The sequence below is a fragment of the Saccharopolyspora erythraea genome, from assembly GCF_018141105.1.
In the GTDB taxonomy this organism is placed as follows: Bacteria; Actinomycetota; Actinomycetes; order Mycobacteriales; family Pseudonocardiaceae; genus Saccharopolyspora_D; species Saccharopolyspora_D erythraea_A.
This window is the reverse complement of record NZ_CP054839.1, coordinates 1120074-1138054: the sequence shown is the minus strand read 5'-3', so window position 1 is coordinate 1138054 and position 17981 is coordinate 1120074. Positions and strand designations below refer to the sequence as shown.

Sequence of the window (17981 nt, the reverse complement as noted above, 5' to 3'; positions counted from 1 at the left end):
GATCGATCCGCATCAGCCCGCCAGGGGGCGTCCAGCGATCGGTCCGCGTCAACCCGCTGCCGACGGCCTCCAACCGGCCGATCCGCGTCAACCCGCCGGCGGCGTCCAGCGGTCGGTCCGCGTCATCCCCGCCGCGCGCCCCTTGCCCGCGATCACCAGGGCCATCTTGCGCGAGGCCTCGTCGATCATCTCGTCGCCGAGCATCGCCGCGCCGCGCTTGCCACCGGCCTCGGAGGTGTGCCACTCGTAGGCGTCGAGGATGTTCTCGGCGTGGTCGTAGTCCTCCTGGCGAGGCGAGAAGATCTCGTTGACCGCATCGACCTGCGCCGGGTGCAGCACCCACTTGCCGTCGTAGCCCAGCGCGGCCGAGCGCCCGCCGACCTCGCGCAGCCCGTCGACGTCCTTGATCTGCAGGTACGGCCCGTCGATCGCCTGCACGCCGAACGCGCGCGCCGCCATGAGCATCCGCATCAGCACGTAGTGATAGGCGTCGCCGACGTCGTAGCCCGGCGGCTGCTGGCCGACGACCAGTGAGCGCATGTTGATCGAGGCCATGAAGTCGGCCGGACCGTAGACCAGTGCCTCCACCCGGGGCGACGCGGCGGCGATCGCGTCGACCTCGACCAGACCCCTGGCGTCCTCGATCTGCGGCTCGATGCCGATGCGGCCGACCGGCAGGCCCAGCGCCCGCTCGATCTGGGTGAGGGTCAGGTCGAGCCAGCGCACGTGGTCGGCCACGCTCACCTTCGGCAGGATGATCGTGTCGAGGTTGGCGCCCGCGCCCTCGACGACTCGCACCACGTCCTGGTAGGTCCACTCGGTGGTGAGGTCGTTGACCCGCACCGTGCGGATCTTGCCGTCCCAGCCGCCCTCGTTCAGCGCACCCACGATCCGGTCCCGCGCCTCGGCCTTGGCGAGCGGGGCGACGGCGTCCTCGAGGTCGAGGAAGAACTGGTCGACGGGCAGGCCGCGGGCCTTGTCGATCATCTTCGCGCTGGAGCCGGGCACCGCCAGGCAACTGCGGCGGGAGCGTGGGCTGTCGGGCACGTGATCCTCCTCGGTCCGGGTCGCACCGTGTCTACCACGCACGACGGCGCGTGCACTGTGATCGCCGTCCCTTCCGCGGCCCGGGCGCTCGCGCGCCGTCAGGCCCGTGCGGACTCGGCTTCCAGGTCGCGCAGCAGCGCGACGACGGCGGGCGCGGTCTCCGGCTGCGCCAGGTACTCCGCGCACGTCATCCAGGCCATCTCGGCGATCTCGGCGGCCGGTTCGGGCTGCCCGCTCAGCTCGGCGGCGTAACAGCTCAGGTCGACCTGCACTCCCTCGCCCTGGCCGTAGGCGTCGGTGACGTAGCGGCCGACGAAGCGCTCCGAGCCGGCCACCAGACCGACCCCGAGCTCCTCGTCGACCTCGCGGCGCAGGGCCCCGAGCTCGGTCTCACCGGCTTCGATCTTGCCGCCCGCCAGGTAGAACGCGGCGTGCCACCGGGCACGCACCAGCAGCACCCGGCCGTCCACCCGGTGGACCAGCCCGACGACACGAATGGTCTCGCTCACCGGTCCATGCTTTCGCACGCCGCTCAGGCCTGCGCGCGCTGCCCCGGTGGCGCGGGCACTCCCCCGTCCGCCAGGCGCTCGCACCAGCGCGTCAGCTCCGCCAGCTCCCCGCCCTCGGCGGCGGAGAGGAAGTAGCGGGCGACGCCGCTGCGGTGCGTCGCCGACGCCGTGCGCAGCCGGTGCTCGCCGCGTTCGGTGATCACGGCCTGCACGCCGCGCCCGTCGGAGTCGACCCGCACCCTGCGCACCAGCCCGAGGCGCTCCAGCCGGTCCACCAGCCGGGTCACCCCGGAGCGGGAGAGCAGCACGGAGTCGGCGAGCTCGGTCATCCGCAACCGCTGTTCGGGGGCCTCGGTGAGCGCTTCCAGCACGTCGTATGCGGCCAGGGTGAGCCGCTGCTCGGCGATCAGGTCGCCTTCCAGGCAGCGGGTGACCCGTGCGTGCGCACGCAGGAAGGACCGGTACGCCAGCAGTTCGGTTCGAGTGGGTAATCGATCAAGACCCGTCTCGGTCACGTCGGCCGATGTTACGGAACGCGTTCGGGTGACTGCGAAGCGCCCCCGGCGTTCACTTCGCGGACGCGTTCGACCAGCTCGCCCGGCGGCCACTACTGTCTGCGGGCTACCGGTCCGTAGCATGGAGGCAGCAGCGCACGCGCGCAGAAAGGTCGGTGTCAGGCAACCGTGACCACTACGCAGTCCACACCCGCCGAGGAGGCTGTCCGGCGGGCCCTGAGCAAGGTCCTGGACCCGGAGATCAACAAACCGATCACGGACCTGGGCATGGTCAAGTCGGTCTCGATCGGCTCCGTCGGCGACGTCACGGTCGAGGTCTACCTGACGGTCAAGGGCTGCCCCATGCGGGAGACGATCACGCAGCGGGTCGACTCGGCGGTCTCCGAGGTCGAGGGCGTGTCGTCGGTACGCGTGGAGCTCGACGTGATGAGCGACGAGCAGCGCAGCGAGCTGCGCAAGAAGCTGCGCGGCAGCTCCGACGAGCCGCGCATCCCGTTCGCCGAGCCCGGCTCGATGACCCGCGTCTACTGCGTCGCCTCCGGCAAGGGCGGGGTCGGCAAGTCCAGCGTCACGGTGAACCTCGCCGCGTCGATGGCCCGGCGCGGGCTGTCGGTCGGCGTCGTCGACGCCGACATCTACGGCCACTCGGTGCCCCGCATGCTCGGCGCCTCCGGCAAGCCCACCCAGGTCGACAAGATGATCATGCCGCCCCAGGCGCACGGCGTGAAGGTCATCTCCATCGGCATGTTCACCCCGGGCAACACCCCGGTCGTCTGGCGCGGGCCGATGCTGCACCGCGCGCTCCAGCAGTTCCTCTCCGACGTGTTCTGGGGCGACCTCGACGTCCTGCTGCTGGACCTGCCGCCCGGCACCGGTGACGTCGCGCTCTCGACCGCGCAGCTCATCCCCAACGCCGAGATCCTGGTGGTCACCACCCCGCAGCAGGCGGCGGCCGAGGTCGCGGAGCGCGCGGGCGCGATCGCGATGCAGACCCGCCAGCGGCTGGCAGGGGTCGTGGAGAACATGTCGTGGATGGAGATGCCCGACGGGTCCCGGATGGAGGTCTTCGGCTCGGGCGGCGGGCAGATCGTCGCCGACTCGCTGACCCGCTCGGTCGGCTCCGATGTTCCGCTGCTGGGGCAGGTGCCGCTGGACCCGCGGCTGCGCGAGTCCGGCGACGGCGGCACGCCGCTGGTGCTGGAGGCGCCGGAGTCGCCTGCCGCCGTGGTGCTCGACGGCATCGCCAAGCGCCTGTCCACCCGGGCCCGCGGCCTGGCCGGTCAGCTGCTCTCGGTCTCCCCGGCCTAGGACGTATTTCAGAGGTGGCGTGCGCAGTGGGGCGGCTGGCGGAACCTCAGCCGCCCTCTCACTCCGGGATCTCCGACTGACGTGTGTCCGCCGCCCGCGAGCCACCGCGGGCGGCGGCTCGGACGACGGCCGCGCCCGCTGCTCGGGTGCGCGGGCGCGGGTTCCTGAGCAGGGCGCCGCTCAGCTCTGCGCGATCGCCAGCAGACCGTCCCCGACCGGCAGACCGACCGTGACCAGCGTTTCGTCCTCCTGCACCCGCCGGGCCAGCTCGCGCAGCGCCATGCTCTCCGGGTCCCGCCCGTGCTCGCGCTCCTGCCCCGGGCGGACCCCGGCGAACACGATCACCCCGCCGGGCCTGAGCAGGCGAAGTCCCAGCTCCAGGTAGGAGGGGTAGTCGGTCTTGGCGCCGCCGACCGAGACCATGTCGTAGCCGCCCTCGGTCAACCGGGCCATCACCTCGGTCGCCAGTCCGGTGATCAGCCTGGCGCGCCCGGAGGGCATGCCCGCCTCGGCCAGCACGCGGCGCGCGTCGCGCTGCGCGACCGGGTCGAGGTCGATCGAGGTGAGCACGCCGTCGGAAACCATGCCCCGCAACAGGGACAGCGATTTCTCACCGTCGCCCGTGCCGATCTCGACGACGGCCCGCGCGCGGAGCGCCGCGGCGAGGAACCGCAGCACCCGCCCCGGCGTCATGTCGCCGGCGGGGTCGTCGCCGTCCCCGGGCACTGCGCCGGGCCGGCGCCCGCCGGATAAGCGGCTGCGCGCGAACTCCCGGCCGACAGGCGCGGGACCGATCGGTGTCTCGGGTATCACAACGCGCAAGGCTAACGGCGTGCCCTCCGGCGGCGAACACGCGCGGGCACATTGTTAGGCCCCCGTTTCCCGTCCCGACGCCCCTTAGCCCGATGGTGTGAGCCGCACATCACGACCCGTTCGGCGGTTCTCAGGCTGCTCTCAGGCACCTTTCATGACCTCCTCACCAGCGCGGAGGAGATTGGAGACGCACAACCGGCCGTCTCCCGCTCCTGGCAGGGGACGCACCGCAGGAACAAAGCGATAGGTGCGCACGTTCACCTTGTGCAGCCGCCCGCATGGAGGTGGGTACCCGCCCGATGGCAACCAAGCCGATGGCAACTCAGCCGATGAGTTCGACCGAAACCGAACACCACGCGACCGTGCCGGTCGACCAGCCGTGGACGCCCCCGTCGTGGGACGAGGTCGTCCGCCAGCACGCCGACCGGGTCTACCGGTTGGCCTACCGGCTCACCGGCAACCAGCACGACGCCGAGGACCTCACGCAGGAGACCTTCATCCGGGTCTTCCGGTCGCTGGCGTCCTACAAGCCCGGCACCTTCGAGGGCTGGCTGCACCGCATCACCACGAACCTGTTCCTGGACATGGCCCGCCGCCGCGCCCGGCTGCGGATGGAGGGGCTGCCCGAGGACACCGACCGCCTGCCGGGCGGTGGCCCGAGCCCGGAGCAGGTGTTCAACGACACCCACCTGGACCCGGACCTGCAGGCAGCGCTCGACGAGATGCCGCCGGAGTTCCGCGCCGCGGTCGTGCTCTGCGACGTGGAAGGTCTTTCCTACGAGGAGATCGGTGCCACCCTCGGCGTGAAACTCGGTACTGTGCGCAGCAGGATCCATCGCGGTCGCCAGATGCTGAAGGCCACCTTGGAAGCTCGGCGCGAGCACGCTCGGGAGGACTCCGAATGACGGTTATGCGTGGGTGGGGGTTGCCGGAGCAGCACCTCGCGCTCGACGCGCTGGTCGCGTTCGTCGACGGTGAGCTCAGTCCGAGCGCCTACGACCGCGCCGCGTCCCACCTCGCCCGCTGCCCAGCCTGCGCCGCCGACGCCGCCGCCCAGCGGCAGGCTCGGGCCGCCGTGCAGGCAGCGGACACGCCGTCGATCTCCCCGCGCCTGATGCAGGCGCTGCAGGCCATACCGTCCCAGGCCGAGCTGCCCTCGCAGCCCGACGGCCTGGCGCTGACCCCGGACGGTCAGCTCGTCGCGCTCACCCCGGGAGCCCGGGGAAAATCGTTCGGCACCGGGGCGGTGCTCGGTGCCAGTACACCGCTCGGCGGCTCCCGCCAACCGCTGGGCAGCTCGACGCCGCTCGGCGGCGACGGAGTGGAGGCCGAGCCGCACGCGCGCGGTGACGCCAGGGGCCGCCGCACCCGTCAGGGCGCGGGCGTGGTGTTCTCCGGCCTGGTGCTCGGAGCCCTCGCGCTGATGAACCTGCCCTCCGACGACCAGCGGCTGCCGACCACGAACAGTCCGCTGCCGCTTCCCGGCGGCGCCTACGGCAACGTCGTCATGCCCGCTTCGGCGTCGACGACGAGCGTGGCGCCGGAGTCGGCGGCCGCCCAGCCCGCGGCGTCACAGCCCACTCAACCCGCGACGGCGCACCCCAGCGCCGCGCCGCAGGCTGCCGCGCACGCCACGAGCGCCGCGCCGGCGGCACCGCAGCCCTGACCCGTCCCGCCCGGTACCTGACCGCAGCGTGCGGAATCACCCACGAATGCGGCTGGCTTGTCGCGCGTGCACGCATACGAATCCGTGTCGACGTGGCGGCAACCCGAACCGGCACCGGCCTCCGATGCCCGGACAGCGCTGGTCGGCGAGATCGCCGGGGCGGTGTCCCGCCTCTCCCCCGGCCGCCTGCGGGTGGCGATCGACGGCTTCACCGCTTCGGGCAAGACGAGCTTCGGGCACGAACTCGGCGCCGCGCTGCGCGGACTGAGCCGCCCGACACTGCGGGCGACCATGGACGACTTCAAGAACCCGTGGCGCGAAGCTCACGAACAGGTCTACGACCGCGTCAGCGGCCCCGGCTACTACCGCAACGCTTACGACTTCACCTCCGCGCGGGAACTGCTCCTGGAACCCGCCGGCCCTGAGGGGTCCGGCGAGATCGTGCTCTGCGCGCACGATCCGCTGACCGGGGAGGACCACCGCGACGAAGTGGTGCGTGCGGGCGACGACGCCGTGCTGGTCGTCGACTCGGTCTTCGCCTTCCGCCCGGAGTACGACGCCTGCTGGGACTACCGGATCTGGCTGGAGGTCGACGCCGAGGTCTCGCTGGCCCGCGGGATCGCCCGCGATGTCGCCCTCGAGGGCCTCGACGAGGCCACCCGCCTGCACCGCGACCGGTACCACCCCGCGCTCGCGCTGTACCTCGAGGAGGTCGACCCGCGGGCGCGCGCCGACGTGGTCATCGACAACACAGACTTCGCAAACCCCCACCTTGTGCCCGTTCCAGGGCGCTGACCACGGCTTTCGGCGTCCCTCGGACGGTCGTGACCGATTCGGGGCACCCGAACGCCACACGAACTTCACCTCTGCCGGTGCAGGATGGGGACGAGCGGCTCACGTGCCGGTGACGTGTGCGTCCCGAACGTGTGATCCACTCGGACAGTGGTGTTGAGTCGATTGCGCATGCCCGGGGAGCGATGAGCGAGCAGTCAGGAAGGCCCGCGCGGGGTTCCGGTGACCGGCGCCCGGTCGATGGCGAGTCCGGGACCGGCTCCGGTGACCAGGTGACGCCAGGCAGCGGCGCGGGCAACGGCCGCCCAGCCGAGCCGGTGCACCCCTGGCAGGGTGCCGCACCGGGCACACGCGGCCTCCCGGCGGACCGCTTCGCCCCGGCGCGGCCGCCCTCGGGCAATGGCTGCCCCGAGCAGCACTCCTCCCGCCACGGACCGCAGCCGCCGACCGCGGCGGACGCCCGATCCGCGCCGCAGCGGCCCGTCCAGCCACCGCACGCGGACGCACAGCCCCCGCAGCACAGTCCCGGCCAGCACCCGCAGCACAGCCCCGGCCAACCTCCGCAGCACGGCTCTGGCCAGCCCCCGAGCGCACAGCCCGGCTCGCACTCCAGCGCCGCGCCGCCACAGACCCCTGCCGCTGCCGGACCGCAGCCCGCCAAGCAGGAGGTGCCCAAGGCACAGCCGCGCCTGGCTCCCCGCCCGATCCAGCGCCCCGCGATCGACCCCGCGCAGTCCGCGGTGTTCGGCCGTCCGAAGGACGTCGAGGGCAGTTTCGATCCCGCGCGACCCGACGCCCACGCCGCCCGGGGCATCGAGCAGACCCCGCCGCCACCGGAGGCGCTCGCGAAGGCGTTCGGCCGCCCCGAAGGCTCCGCCGAACTGCTGCAACGCGCCCCCGGCGAGCAGCCGCCGAACGCCGAACGCGACGACCCCGCTTTCTGGGACGACAAGGCGGAGCGCGATCCGTGGCGCGACCCGGCCTCGGCCGCCGTCATCGGCCCGCCCGCGGTGCGCGAGGACCCCGCCGAGAAGCAGGCCGACGCCGAGGAGGGTCCGCTGCTGAGCGCCCGCGAGGTGCTGTTCGGCCGCCGCGTCTCGCCGCGAGCCCTGGGCGCGCTGGCGGGTGTGGCACTGCTGCTCTCGGTGGCCGGCGGCTTCATCGGCAGGCTCACCGCCGAGGAGGGCAACCCGCTGACCAACCCCGACGTGACGCTGGCCGAGGTCGAGCAGGGTGAGGACCGCCCGGCGGGCGCCGTCGCCGCCGTCGCCCAGCGGGTCGTGCCCGCGGTGGTGTCGGTCGAGGTCCGCGTCGGTGCGCAGGGCGGTGCCGGCTCGGGCGTGGTCATCGACGGCAACGGCTACGTCGTAACCAACAACCACGTGGTCTCGATGGCGGCCGACACCCCGGGCTCGCAGGTCTCGGCCGTCTTCCACGACGGGACCCGGGCCCAAGCCCGGATCGTCGGCCGAGACGTCAAGACCGACCTGGCGGTGCTCAAGGTCGAGGTGGCCAACCCGACCGTCGCGCAGCTCGGCGACTCCGACCGGCTCGCCGTCGGCGACGACGTGATCGCCATCGGCTCCCCGCTCGGCCTGTCCGGCACGGTCACCACCGGCATCGTCAGCTCGGTGCACCGGCCGGTGCGGCTGGCGGGCGAGGGCACCGACACCAACGCCGTCATCGACGCCATCCAGACCGACGCCGCGATCAACCCGGGCAACTCCGGCGGTGCGCTGGTGGACGGCAACGGCGCGGTGGTCGGCATCAACAGCGCCATCCGCACCCTGGGCGCGGGCGGCGAGGGCGGCTCGATCGGCCTGGGCTTCGCGATCCCGATCGACGACGCGCGCCGGATCGCCCAGGAGCTGATCCGCACCGGCCAGGTCAGGCACGCCGACCTCGGGGTCAACGCCAAGTCGGTCAGCGACGGCGTCGCCGACGGCGCGCAGGTGCAGAACGTTCAGGACGGCAGCGCGGCAGCGGCGGCGGGCATCGCCGAGGGCGACGTGATCATCCGGGTCGGCGACCGCAGGGTCGGCAGCGCCGACGAGCTGATCGTCGCGGTCGACCGGAACCCCGTTGGCGCGACGGTGCCGGTCACGGTCGTCCGCCAGGGACGTGAACTGGTCCTGAACGCCCAGTTGCGGTAGTGGCGGGCGTGCGGCCGGCACCGGATTCGTTCCGGTCACCCAGCGGGTGTAGGTACCCTGGGCGTCGGCAGGTCGCCGCGCAGGATTCAGGAACCCGGAGGTAGGCGGGGTGTTCGAGAACATCGGCTGGGCCGAGTTGCTGGTCCTCGTCGTCGCCGGGCTGTTCATCCTCGGGCCGGAGCGGCTGCCGCAGGGTGCGGCGTGGCTTGGCCGCACGGTCCGCCAGGTCAAGGAGTACGCGACCGGCGCTCGTGACCAGCTGCGCTCCGAGCTCGGGCCTGAGTTCGACGAGCTGCGCAAGCCGCTGGAGGACCTGCGCGGCATCCGCAACTTCGACCCCAAGCGGGCGATGACCAACCAGCTGTTCGACGGGGAGAACCCGCTCGACGGGATCACCCGCAACGGCAGCACCCCGTCGTCGCCGCCGGCCTCGCCGTCCCGGCCCGCCGAGCAGCGTCCGCTCGCTCCGGGTGAGAAGCCCCCTTACGACTCCGACGCCACCTGAGCCATCAGGGTCCGCGCCGCGGGCCTGCGGTGGGCGAGCGCGACACCGGTCGCGGCCAGCGCGAGCCATCCGCAGAGCAGCACCGTCATGCCCGGCCAGCCCCACGCCGCGTAGGCGGAGCCGCCGATGACGCCTCCGACGCTGCTGCCGCCGTAGTAGGAGAACTGGTACATCGCCGAAGCCTGCCCCCGCGCCGACGACCGGGCCCGCTCACCGACCCACCCGCTGGCGACGGCGTGGGCGGCGAAGAACCCGCCGGTGAACACGACCAGCCCGAACAGGATCGCGGGCAGGTCGTCGGTCAGCATCACCAGCAGCCCGGCGACCGTGGTGGCGAGGCTGAACAGCAGGGTGCGGGTCCGGCCGAAGCGGTCGGCGGCCCGCCCGGCGACCGCGGAGGTGGCGGTTCCGGCCGCGTAGGCCATGAATGCCAGCGCGGCCAGCGCCGGCGGCACCAGCAGCGGCGGGGTGATCAGCCGGAAACCGAGCACGTTGTAGACCGTCACGAACGCGCCCATGCCCAGCGCGGCCACCATGTACGGGACGTAGAGGACCGGGTCGCTCAGGGCGCTGCGCAGGCCGTCGAGCAGCGGCGCCCAGCGCAACGCCTGACGCTTGTGGGCGCGTTCGGCGGGTAGCAGCAGCACGAACAGCACCGTGCACACCGCGCCCAGCACCGCGACGGTGAGCACGCCGCCGGTCCAGCCCGTGAAGTCGCCCGCGACGCCGCCGAGCAGCCGTCCGGACATGCCGCCGATGGTGGTGCCCGCGACGTAGAGCCCCATGATCGCGCCGAGCCGGTTGCCGCCGGTCTCGTCGGCGAGGTAGGCGGCGGCGACGGCGGCGAGCCCCGCGATGGCGACACCCTGCACCAGCCGCAGGGCGACCAGCAACGGGAAGTGGTGCACCCACGGCAGCAGCAGGCCGAGCGCCTCGGCGAGCAGCAGCGAGCCGATCATCATGCGCCGCCTGCCGACCGCCTCGGAGAGCATGCCCAGCGGGATCGCGCCGACCGCCAGCCCGAGCGTCGCGGCCGACACCGTCAGCGCGGCCGAGCCGGGACTCAGGCCGAAGTCGCCCGCGAGCTGCGGCAGCACCGGCTGCGGCGCGTAGAGCAGCGCGAACAGCGCCAGGGCGCCCAGCAGCATCGAGATCCGGATCCGTCGGAGGCGTGCGGTGTCCACGCCTCCGAAGCTAAGACGGGCTAACTAATGCGTCCAATGCGTGAAGTGGTAATAATCGATGCGATGACGTATGAGACAGCTCCGTCCGAGGATGCGGCGCAGCTCGCGGCGCACCTGAGCCCCACCCTGGCACTGCTGCGCGCGGTCGCGTCCGAGGGCCATCTCACACGTGCGGCCGAGCAGCTCGGCATCCCGCAGCCGACCGCGAGCCGGACGCTGGCGCGGCTCTCCGACGAGATCGGCGCGCCGGTGATCGCCCCGCACGGGCGCGGTATCCGGCTCACTCGCACCGGCCGGCTGCTCGCCTCCGCCGCCACCGACGCGCTGCGCAGCCTGGAGGCGGGGTGCCGCGAGGTCGTCGAGGAGATCTCCCCCGAACGCGGCCAGGTCGTCCTGGGCTTCCAGCACACCATGGGCGGCACGCTGGTACCCGCGTTGATCAGGGGCTTCCGCGCCGACCACCCGCACGTGCGGTTCGGGCTCGCGCAGGGTGCGCGCGCCGACATGCTGAGCGGGATGCTCGACGGCCGGATCGACCTCTGCCTGGTCTCCCCGCCGCCGGACCAGGACCCGGCGCTGGAGTGGGTGCCGCATTGCGCGGAGCCGCTGCTGGCCGTACTGCACAACGGGCACCCGCTCGCCGGACGCACCGCGCTGGCGCTGTCCGAGCTCGCCGATGACGACTTCGTCGTCACCCGGCACGGCTACGGGCTCCGGCAGATCTTCACCGAGCTGAGCGACCGCGCGGGTTTCTCGCCACGGGTGGCGTTCGAGAGCGAGGAGGTCGACACCGCCCGCGGGCTGGTCGCAGCCGGGCTCGGCGTGGCCCTGCTGCCGCCCGCCGTGCCGGAGGCGGTGCCCGGGACGGTGGAGATCCCGCTCGACCCCGCCGAGCACCGCACGATCTGCCTCACCTGGCCCGCCCAGCGGGCGCTGCCGCCCGCGGTGCGCGCCTTCCGCGCCTTCGCCTCCCGCCGCGGGCTCGCCTGACCGGCGTCGACCGAAGCCGCTGCGGGGCCACGGCCCGCGCCGCCCCACTTCGCGCTCGGGGCTGTTTCAGAGTCAGCCGATCAGGGTGCGGGTCCCAGCCGCTCGGCAAACCCTCCTGGAACTAACCCCGCTCGGCCAGGCTCGCGACGAACTCGACCAGGCTCCGGGCCGCGAAGCCGGTGCCGCCCGCGACGACCTCGGCGTAGTTCTTGTCCGCCCGCGCCGGTCCCGCGATGTCCAGGTGCGCCCACGGCAGCCCCTCGGTGAACTCCCGCAGGAACAGCGCCGCGGTGACTCCACCCGGGCCCTGCGGGATCTGGTTCACATCGGCCAGCTCGCCCCGGACCGCCTCGGCGTGGTCCTCGATCAGCGGCATCGGCCACCACGCCTCGCCGACCCGCTCGCCCGCGTCGCGCAGCCGCCGCGACAGGTCCGGGTCGGTGGCGAACACGCCGCCGGTGCGCAGGCCGAGCGCGACCTTCATCGCACCGGTGAGCGTGGCGACGTCGACCAGCAGGTCGGCCTCGTGGTGGCGCGCACCGTAGACCAGCGCGTCGGCCATCACCATGCGTCCTTCGGCGTCGGTGTTGCCGACCTCGGTCGTCTTGCCGCCGTAGTGGCGCACGACGTCGCCGGGCCGGTAGCTGCTGCCCGACAGGTGGTTCTCAGCCGACGGGACCAGCGCGGTGACCCGCACCCGGAGCCCGAGCCGCGCCACGGCCAGCATCGCCCCGATCACCGCCGCGCCACCGGACATGTCGGTGCGCATCAGGTGCATGCCCTCGGCGGGCTTGAGCGAGATGCCGCCGGTGTCGAACGTGATGCCCTTGCCCACCAGCACCAGGTGCGGCCCCGTGGCGTCGGCGGGCCGCCAGGTCAGTTCGAGCAGCCGCGGCGGCGAGGCGGAACCGCCGCCGACGGCGAGGATGCCGCCGAAGCCGTGGTCGGCCAGCCACTTCTCGTCCCGCACGGTCGCGGTCAGCCCGTCGACCTCACCGGCCAGCCGCGCGGCCAGCCCGGTGAACCAGTCCGGGTCCTTGACGTTGGACGGCGAGTTGGCCAGGTCGCGGGCCAGCGCGGTCGCCGCCGCCCACTCCCGGGCGCGCGCGACCGGCTCGCGCAGCTCCTCGTCGTCGGTCACCAGCAGCGCCTTGCGCAGTCGCGGCGGGGCGGGCTGCCCGGTGACGCGGAAGCGGTAGTCGCCCAGCGCCAGGCCGAGCGCGAGCGCCGACACGGCGTCCTGGCCGATGCCTGCGGGCAACCTGATCTGGAGGTACTCGGCCTCCGACGGCTCTCCGAAGTCGACGGTGTCGCCCTCGGCCTCGCCGGTCTCGCCCAGCTTCTCCCGGGTCGCGCGGGCCAGCGCGGCACCCGCGGTGCGCCACTGCTCGTCTTCGCCGGAGCCGATGCCGACCACCCAGCCGAAGCGCCCTTCCGGCAGCGGCACCGTGCGCACGTCACCGGCGGAGGACTTGACGCCGATGGCCTCCAGCAGCGCGACGTCCACTTCGAACGCTTCAGCCACCGGGGCCAGCTCGGGACCGGACTCGCCCGCCGGCAGCGGCACCGCCGTGGGCACTCCGTCGCGCGGACGCCGCACGACGTCCACTTCGACCAGTGACGTGGGGATCACCGGCAGTACCGGGTCGTCTTCCCCGTTCCCCCGAGCTGAACCGAATCTTGAGGCACCGGACACAGAAATACCCTTCCGCGCGGAACACCCACGCACGATCGAACCGCGGGCCGACGACGGCCCCGGCACCCACCGAGATGCCGGGGCCTGGTCAATGTGTCGGCGAACGCACTGCGCACCGAACGCCGGCCCGCACAGTTTGTCGCCTGACTACCGGGGCAGGCGACGACCATCCCGTTCACCTTCCAGCGGCCTCAGCCGGTGGCCGACTCCAGCGCGTCGCCCAGGTTCTTGGCCTCCTCGACCGACATCTCGACGACGAGCCGCCCACCGCCCTCGAGCGGGACGCGCATCACGATCCCGCGCCCCTCCTTAGTCACCTCGAGGGGACCGTCACCGGTCCGGGGCTTCATGGCCGCCATAGCGTGCTCCCTCCGTGAACTCGTGCCCGCACCTGGTCGCCACAACCAGCCGGGTCCGGTCCCATTCTCCCCCATCCGGACGCAGCCGCGAAACCGAACCGATCAACTGGTGCCGGTCGTGCGCTGGTCGAATGCCCTCGCCGGGTGGCAGACTCGAGCGTCGTGCGGGGTTGTCCGGCGCCTGTGCGGCGCCATTCGCCGCCGGCGCTCGAGAGCCGGCTCCGGTGGGCTGCCCGCTGCGGAGCGGCGACGGCGATCGCGTGCGGCACCAGGCGGAACCGCACTGTCTACTCGGGACCCGGGCCGCTGCCGAAGTCGTCCACTGTGGAGAACGCGGTCGGCGCGGCACCCGGTCCACCACGACGAAAGGGCGAGAAGTGTCCGACGTACTGCTGACCCAAGACACCGAGGGTGTGCGCCTGCTCACGTTGAACCGGCCGGAGAGCTTCAACTCGCTCAACGTCGAGCTCAAGCAGGCGCTGATCGGCGCGCTGCGGGAGGCCGCAGCCGATGACGCGGTCCGCGCCGTCGTGATCACCGGCGCGGGCAAGGCCTTCTGCGCGGGCCAGGACCTCAAGGAGCACGTCGCCCTGCTGCAGGCCGACGACCCGGCGCCGCTGCGGACGGTGGAGGAGCACTACAACCCGATGATCCGCGCGGTCGCGACGATGCCCAAGCCGGTGATCGCGGCCGTCAACGGCACCGCGGCCGGCGCGGGCGCCTCCCTGGCCTATGCGTGCGACCTGCGGATCGCCTCCTCCGACGCGAAGTTCCTGATGGCCTTCGCCAACGTCGGGCTGTCCACCGACTCCGGCGTGTCGTGGACGCTGCCCCGGCTGATCGGCTACGGGCGCGCGATGGAGATGCTGCTGCTGGCCGAGCCGGTCGCCGCCGAGGAGGCGCTGCGCATCGGCATGGTCAACCGCCTGGTCGGCGAGGGCGAGGCGGCCATGGCCGCCGCCGAGCTGGCGTCGCGGATGGCCGCCGGACCGACCAGCGCCTACGCCCGCATCAAGGAAACCCTGCTCGCGGCTGCGGCCGAGGGCCTCGACGAGGCGCTCGCCGTGGAGGCGGGTGCGCAGGCGGAGGCCGGGCGCACCGCCGACCACCGGGAGGCGGTGGCGGCCTTCACCGAGAAGCGGAACCCGAACTTCACCGGGCACTGAGCCGCGAGCCGTCGCGCCGGTTCCGCGCGTCGCGGACCGGTGCGGCGGCCGGCCGGTGCGGCGGGGCGGTGCGTGCGGTCAGCGGACCGGGGCGACCGGGCGGCCTTGCGGCCGGTACGGGCAGCGGCGTGGGTGGACGGCTGCGTAGCGGCGTGGCCGGGCGACCATGGGCCGCAGGCAGCCTTCAGCCGGAGGCGGCTCTCCAGCAGCCCTCGAGGTGGTCGTCGACCATGCCGGTGGCCTGCATCAGCGCGTAGCACGTGGTGGGCCCCACGAACACGAAGCCGCGGCGCTTGAGCTCCTTGGCCATCGCGGTGGACTCCGGTGTCGTCGCGGGCACGTCCGCGAGGGCCGCCGGCCGCGTCCGGCCGTCGGCGGGCGGCGCGAACGACCACAGCAGCTCGTCCAACGGCCGGTCGAGCCCCAGCACCGCCCCGGCGTTGCGGATGGCGGCGTCGATCTTGGCGCGGTTGCGCACGATCCCGGCGTCGGCCAGCAGCCGCGCCCGGTCGTGCTCCCCGAAACCGGCCACCCGCTCGGGGTCGAAGCCGGCGAAGGCGGTGCGGAACGCCTCTCGCTTGCGGAGGATGGTCAGCCACGACAGACCGGACTGGAACGACTCCAGCGTGATCCGCTCGAACAGCGCGCGGTCGCCGTGCAGGACGCGGCCCCACTCGGTGTCGTGGTACTCCACGTAGTCCGGCGTGCTCGCGCCCCAGGGGCAGCGGGCGAGTCCGTCCGCACCGACGACGACGTCGCCGTGCGTGCTCACAGCTCCTCCTCGGCGCGCTCGGCCCGGCTCCGCCTGATCTCCTCGCCCGCCGCGTCGAGCTGGCGTTCCAGCACGGCGATGCGGCCGCGGAGCTCGTCGAGCTCGCCGGCGACCCGCTCCAGCGCCCAGTCGACCTCCGCCGCCTTGTAGCCGCGGAGCACCTGCTGGAAGCGCAGCGCGCGCACGTCGGAGCCTTCGACATCGGCGGGTGGCAGCCGGGTCGGGGTCGAGCCGGGCGGCAACGCCTCCAGCTGCTCGCCGCGGCCGAAGACCAGCGAGGCGAGCAGGTAGATCACTGCGGCGACCGCGAGCACGACGAGCAGGTAGATCAGCGCACTAGCCACACCCAGATCGTGGCACGCGGCGCCCGAGCCGCACGGCTCGGCCTGCGCGGACGCGGCGACCAGCGGCGCGAGGTACCGGGCTACGCCTGCACGGGCGCCGGGGGCCGCTTGACCAGCACGCCCTCGATCGCCGTGGTGAACTCGCGCCACGCGCGGCGTTCGGCCTGCAGGGTCTGCACCCCCGAATGTGTCAGGCGGTACGTGCGCCGCTGCCTGCCGCCGACCGTGCTCCACGAGCTGTGCACGTACCCGGCGCGCTCGAGCCGGCGCAGCGCGGGGTAGACGGTGCCGGTGGGCAGGTCGAGGGCACCCCCGCTGCGTTGTTGCAGCGCCTCGATGATTGCGTACCCGTGAAGCTCCCTGCCGTCGAGCGTGGCGAGGAGCAGAGCGTCCAGGTGACCGCGCAACGCATCAGCCTTCACGAGTAGCGACTCTACGGATATTTCCGACCACTGTCATCGCCTTCCCGCAAGGGGACCTAGGTCCTTTCGCGATCTGGACCGGTGATGACGTGCATCACATCGCCCGCGGCGGTTCGCCGGAGTTGCCCCGATCGGTTGAATAACGTGGCGACATCCCCGTTCGTGCCCACCGCTGCAGCAGACTTCGGGATCGCCGGTACCCGCGAGCGATCGAGGAGCTCCCCGAAGTGCGCAACGACAGCGACCGCTCGGACCAGCCGGACGCGCGGCCCGACGCCGCCGCGGCGGTCGGCGGCAACAGCGCGCTCGACCAGCTCCGCACCTACGTCAACGCGCTGGTCGACGTGATCGCCGCGCACCCGGACCCGATCCTGGAACGCGACGAGGCGCAGTGGCGGCTCGAGGAGCTCGCCGACGAGCTCGCGGCGGCCAAGCCCAGCGCCCCCAGGGTGAAGGCGCGGTGGATCAGGCTGGCCCCGGTGCTGCTCGTGGTCCGCCCGGACGTCCCGGCCGATGGCGTCTCCGAGCTGGTCGACCAGGCCTTCCGCACGAGCTGACCACCGGCCGCCCACCATTTCCGGACCTCCGCCCGAGGCGCCTCCGCCCCGGGCCACGTCCGTCCAGGCCGCCTCCGACCGCAGTGCCTTCGACCTGGCGCCGCCTCCGAGTGCGACACCTCCGCCCGAAGCACCACCCACCGCCAGGGCAGCCGAGCGCCGCGAACGGGCCTCGTCAGGCCAGGGCGCGGAGCACCTGCTCGGGCGGCCGGGTGCCCGCGATGCTCGCGACCATCTCCACCACGCGCCGCGTCTCCCGGACGTGGTGCGCCCGGAAGACCCGTGCCCCGACCCACGCGGCGACCGCGGTCGCCGCCAGCGTCCCCTCCAGCCGCTCGTCGACCCCGGCGCCGAGGGTCTCACCGACGAAGTCCTTGTTGGACAGCGCCATCAGCACCGGCCAGCCGGTCGCCACCAGCTCGTCGACGCGGCGCAGCAGCGCCAGCCCGTGCCAGGTGTTCTTGCCGAAGTCGTGCGTCGGGTCGATCAGCACGCCGTGCGCGGGCACGCCGATGCGCACCATCCGCTCGGCTCGCTCGACGAGCTCGGCGGTCACCTCGGCGACGACGTCGGCGTAGCGGACCCGGTGGGGGTCGGTGCGAGGCGGCAACCCGCCGGTGTGGGAGCAGACGACGCCGACGCCGAACTCGGCGGCGACCTCGGCCAGCCGCGGGTCCACACCGGCCCAGGTGTCGTTGAGCAGGTCGGCACCGGCGTCGCAGACGTGCCGGGCGACCTCGTGGCGCCAGGTGTCGACGCTGATCACCAGCCCCGGGTGGCGCTCGCGCACCGCCGCGACGAAGGGCGCCACCCGGCGGGCCTCCTCGGCCGCGTCGACGGTCTCGCCCTGCGCCCCGGCGCGCACGCCGCCGATGTCGACGATGTCGGCCCCGTCCTCGACCGCGCGGTCGACGGCCTCGGCCGCGGCGGACGTCTCGAACGTGCGCCCCCGGTCGTAGAAGGAGTCCCTGGTCCGGTTCACGATCGCCATCACCAGCGGGCGATCTGCCGGCAGGTCCTTGTCGCCGAACCGCAGTGGCTTCACCCGTCAAATCCTGGCATGGACGTGCGCAGGTGCGGCACGCCCAGGTGTGTGGCGCTGGTTCCCCGCGACCTGCTAGCCACTTGCTACCCGAGAGTAGGTTCATGTTTACTGCTGATCGCTGTGCCCCACGCCACTCGA

At 73.1% G+C, this 17981-nt stretch carries 20 protein-coding genes; 9 read left to right on the top strand and 11 right to left on the bottom strand.

Going from position 1 to position 17981, the window contains the following annotated elements; all coding sequences use genetic code 11:
- Positions 1-87 precede the first annotated feature (87 nt).
- The 3 genes from HUO13_RS05235 to HUO13_RS05225 form a co-directional block, all read right to left on the bottom strand.
- Entirely contained in the window at positions 88-1047 is a 960-nt protein-coding gene (locus tag HUO13_RS05235) for an HpcH/HpaI aldolase/citrate lyase family protein (protein ID WP_211900348.1), read from the bottom strand.
- Between the two features lie 98 nt (positions 1048-1145).
- Positions 1146-1556, bottom strand: coding sequence for an NUDIX hydrolase (locus tag HUO13_RS05230; RefSeq protein WP_249124463.1), 411 nt, complete (start codon positions 1554-1556; stop codon positions 1146-1148).
- A gap of 23 nt (positions 1557-1579) precedes the next feature.
- A complete protein-coding gene (locus HUO13_RS05225) occupies positions 1580-2071 on the bottom strand; it encodes a MarR family winged helix-turn-helix transcriptional regulator (protein ID WP_211900346.1) in 492 nt (163 codons plus the stop codon).
- Between the two features lie 168 nt (positions 2072-2239).
- On the opposite strand from HUO13_RS05225, the gene HUO13_RS05220 reads away from it, so the two are divergent.
- Complete coding sequence (locus HUO13_RS05220; RefSeq protein WP_211900345.1) at positions 2240-3379, top strand: Mrp/NBP35 family ATP-binding protein; 1140 nt, start codon at positions 2240-2242, stop codon at positions 3377-3379.
- Positions 3380-3559: 180 nt separating this feature from the next.
- Here HUO13_RS05220 and HUO13_RS05215 read toward each other — a convergent pair whose 3' ends face one another.
- Positions 3560-4105, bottom strand: a complete 546-nt coding sequence (locus HUO13_RS05215; RefSeq protein WP_249124462.1) for an O-methyltransferase — start codon at positions 4103-4105, stop codon at positions 3560-3562.
- A gap of 401 nt (positions 4106-4506) precedes the next feature.
- On the opposite strand from HUO13_RS05215, the gene sigE reads away from it, so the two are divergent.
- The 5 genes from sigE (at position 4507) to tatB (ending at position 9308) form a co-directional block, all read left to right on the top strand.
- Positions 4507-5097 carry an RNA polymerase sigma factor SigE gene (sigE, locus tag HUO13_RS05210; RefSeq protein ID WP_282976833.1) on the top strand — a complete coding sequence of 197 codons (591 nt, stop codon included), beginning with the start codon at positions 4507-4509 and terminating at the stop codon, positions 5095-5097.
- Positions 5094-5858 carry a zf-HC2 domain-containing protein gene (locus tag HUO13_RS05205; protein ID WP_249124461.1) on the top strand — a complete coding sequence of 255 codons (765 nt, stop codon included), beginning with the start codon at positions 5094-5096 and terminating at the stop codon, positions 5856-5858. The genes sigE and HUO13_RS05205 overlap by 4 nt, the downstream gene beginning before the upstream one ends.
- Before the next feature lie 66 nt (positions 5859-5924).
- Entirely contained in the window at positions 5925-6653 is a 729-nt protein-coding gene (locus HUO13_RS05200) for a uridine kinase (protein WP_211900342.1), read from the top strand.
- A gap of 182 nt (positions 6654-6835) precedes the next feature.
- Positions 6836-8803, top strand: coding sequence for a trypsin-like peptidase domain-containing protein (locus HUO13_RS05195; RefSeq protein ID WP_349253361.1), 1968 nt, complete (start codon positions 6836-6838; stop codon positions 8801-8803).
- 109 nt (positions 8804-8912) lie between these two features.
- On the top strand, positions 8913-9308 hold the full coding sequence (tatB, locus tag HUO13_RS05190) for a Sec-independent protein translocase protein TatB (protein WP_211900341.1): 396 nt from the start codon (positions 8913-8915) through the stop codon (positions 9306-9308).
- On the opposite strand, the gene HUO13_RS05185 is transcribed toward tatB, so the two are convergent.
- Positions 9287-10492 carry an MFS transporter gene (locus HUO13_RS05185; RefSeq protein ID WP_211900340.1) on the bottom strand — a complete coding sequence of 402 codons (1206 nt, stop codon included), beginning with the start codon at positions 10490-10492 and terminating at the stop codon, positions 9287-9289. The genes tatB and HUO13_RS05185 overlap by 22 nt on opposite strands.
- A 63-nt stretch (positions 10493-10555) precedes the next feature.
- Between HUO13_RS05185 and HUO13_RS05180 the strand changes: the two genes are divergently transcribed.
- Positions 10556-11482 (top strand): LysR family transcriptional regulator, encoded by a 927-nt coding sequence (locus tag HUO13_RS05180; RefSeq protein WP_211900339.1) that lies wholly within the window; start codon positions 10556-10558, stop codon positions 11480-11482.
- 121 nt (positions 11483-11603) lie between these two features.
- Here HUO13_RS05180 and HUO13_RS05175 read toward each other — a convergent pair whose 3' ends face one another.
- Positions 11604-13115, bottom strand: coding sequence for a leucyl aminopeptidase (locus HUO13_RS05175; protein WP_211900338.1), 1512 nt, complete (start codon positions 13113-13115; stop codon positions 11604-11606).
- Positions 13116-13369: 254 nt separating this feature from the next.
- On the bottom strand, positions 13370-13537 hold the full coding sequence (locus tag HUO13_RS05170) for a DUF3117 domain-containing protein (RefSeq protein ID WP_009949794.1): 168 nt from the start codon (positions 13535-13537) through the stop codon (positions 13370-13372).
- Between the two features lie 377 nt (positions 13538-13914).
- Here HUO13_RS05170 and HUO13_RS05165 point away from each other — a divergent pair, with 377 nt between their 5' ends.
- A complete protein-coding gene (locus HUO13_RS05165) occupies positions 13915-14703 on the top strand; it encodes an enoyl-CoA hydratase-related protein (RefSeq protein ID WP_211900337.1) in 789 nt (262 codons plus the stop codon).
- A gap of 184 nt (positions 14704-14887) precedes the next feature.
- Here HUO13_RS05165 and HUO13_RS05160 read toward each other — a convergent pair whose 3' ends face one another.
- The 3 genes from HUO13_RS05160 to HUO13_RS05150 all read right to left on the bottom strand — a co-directional run bounded on the left by HUO13_RS05160 (position 14888) and on the right by HUO13_RS05150 (position 16241).
- Positions 14888-15475 (bottom strand): DNA-3-methyladenine glycosylase I, encoded by a 588-nt coding sequence (locus HUO13_RS05160; protein WP_211900336.1) that lies wholly within the window; start codon positions 15473-15475, stop codon positions 14888-14890.
- Positions 15472-15819: a DivIVA domain-containing protein gene (locus tag HUO13_RS05155; protein WP_211900335.1), complete on the bottom strand. Its 348-nt coding sequence runs from the start codon at positions 15817-15819 to the stop codon at positions 15472-15474. Before HUO13_RS05155 ends, HUO13_RS05160 begins: the two co-directional genes overlap by 4 nt.
- Before the next feature lie 80 nt (positions 15820-15899).
- Positions 15900-16241, bottom strand: coding sequence for a PadR family transcriptional regulator (locus HUO13_RS05150; protein ID WP_211900334.1), 342 nt, complete (start codon positions 16239-16241; stop codon positions 15900-15902).
- 227 nt (positions 16242-16468) lie between these two features.
- On the opposite strand from HUO13_RS05150, the gene HUO13_RS05145 reads away from it, so the two are divergent.
- Positions 16469-16798, top strand: a complete 330-nt coding sequence (locus tag HUO13_RS05145; protein WP_211900333.1) for a hypothetical protein — start codon at positions 16469-16471, stop codon at positions 16796-16798.
- A gap of 175 nt (positions 16799-16973) precedes the next feature.
- Here the strand turns inward: HUO13_RS05145 and folP are convergent, their stop codons facing one another.
- A complete protein-coding gene (folP, locus tag HUO13_RS05140) occupies positions 16974-17843 on the bottom strand; it encodes a dihydropteroate synthase (RefSeq protein ID WP_211900332.1) in 870 nt (289 codons plus the stop codon).
- Positions 17844-17981 lie beyond the last annotated feature (138 nt).

Bases quoted from the DNA above. Each gene is read 5' to 3' on its own strand.
- sigE (WP_282976833.1), top strand. From the start codon at position 4,507: ATGGCAACTCAGCCGATGAGTTCGACCGAAACCGAACACCACGCGACC.
- HUO13_RS05205 (WP_249124461.1), top strand. From the start codon at position 5,094: ATGACGGTTATGCGTGGGTGGGGGTTGCCGGAGCAGCACCTCGCGCTC.
- HUO13_RS05195 (WP_349253361.1), top strand. From the start codon at position 6,836: ATGAGCGAGCAGTCAGGAAGGCCCGCGCGGGGTTCCGGTGACCGGCGC.
- HUO13_RS05180 (WP_211900339.1), top strand. From the start codon at position 10,556: ATGACGTATGAGACAGCTCCGTCCGAGGATGCGGCGCAGCTCGCGGCG.
- HUO13_RS05170 (WP_009949794.1), bottom strand. From the start codon at position 13,537: ATGGCGGCCATGAAGCCCCGGACCGGTGACGGTCCCCTCGAGGTGACT.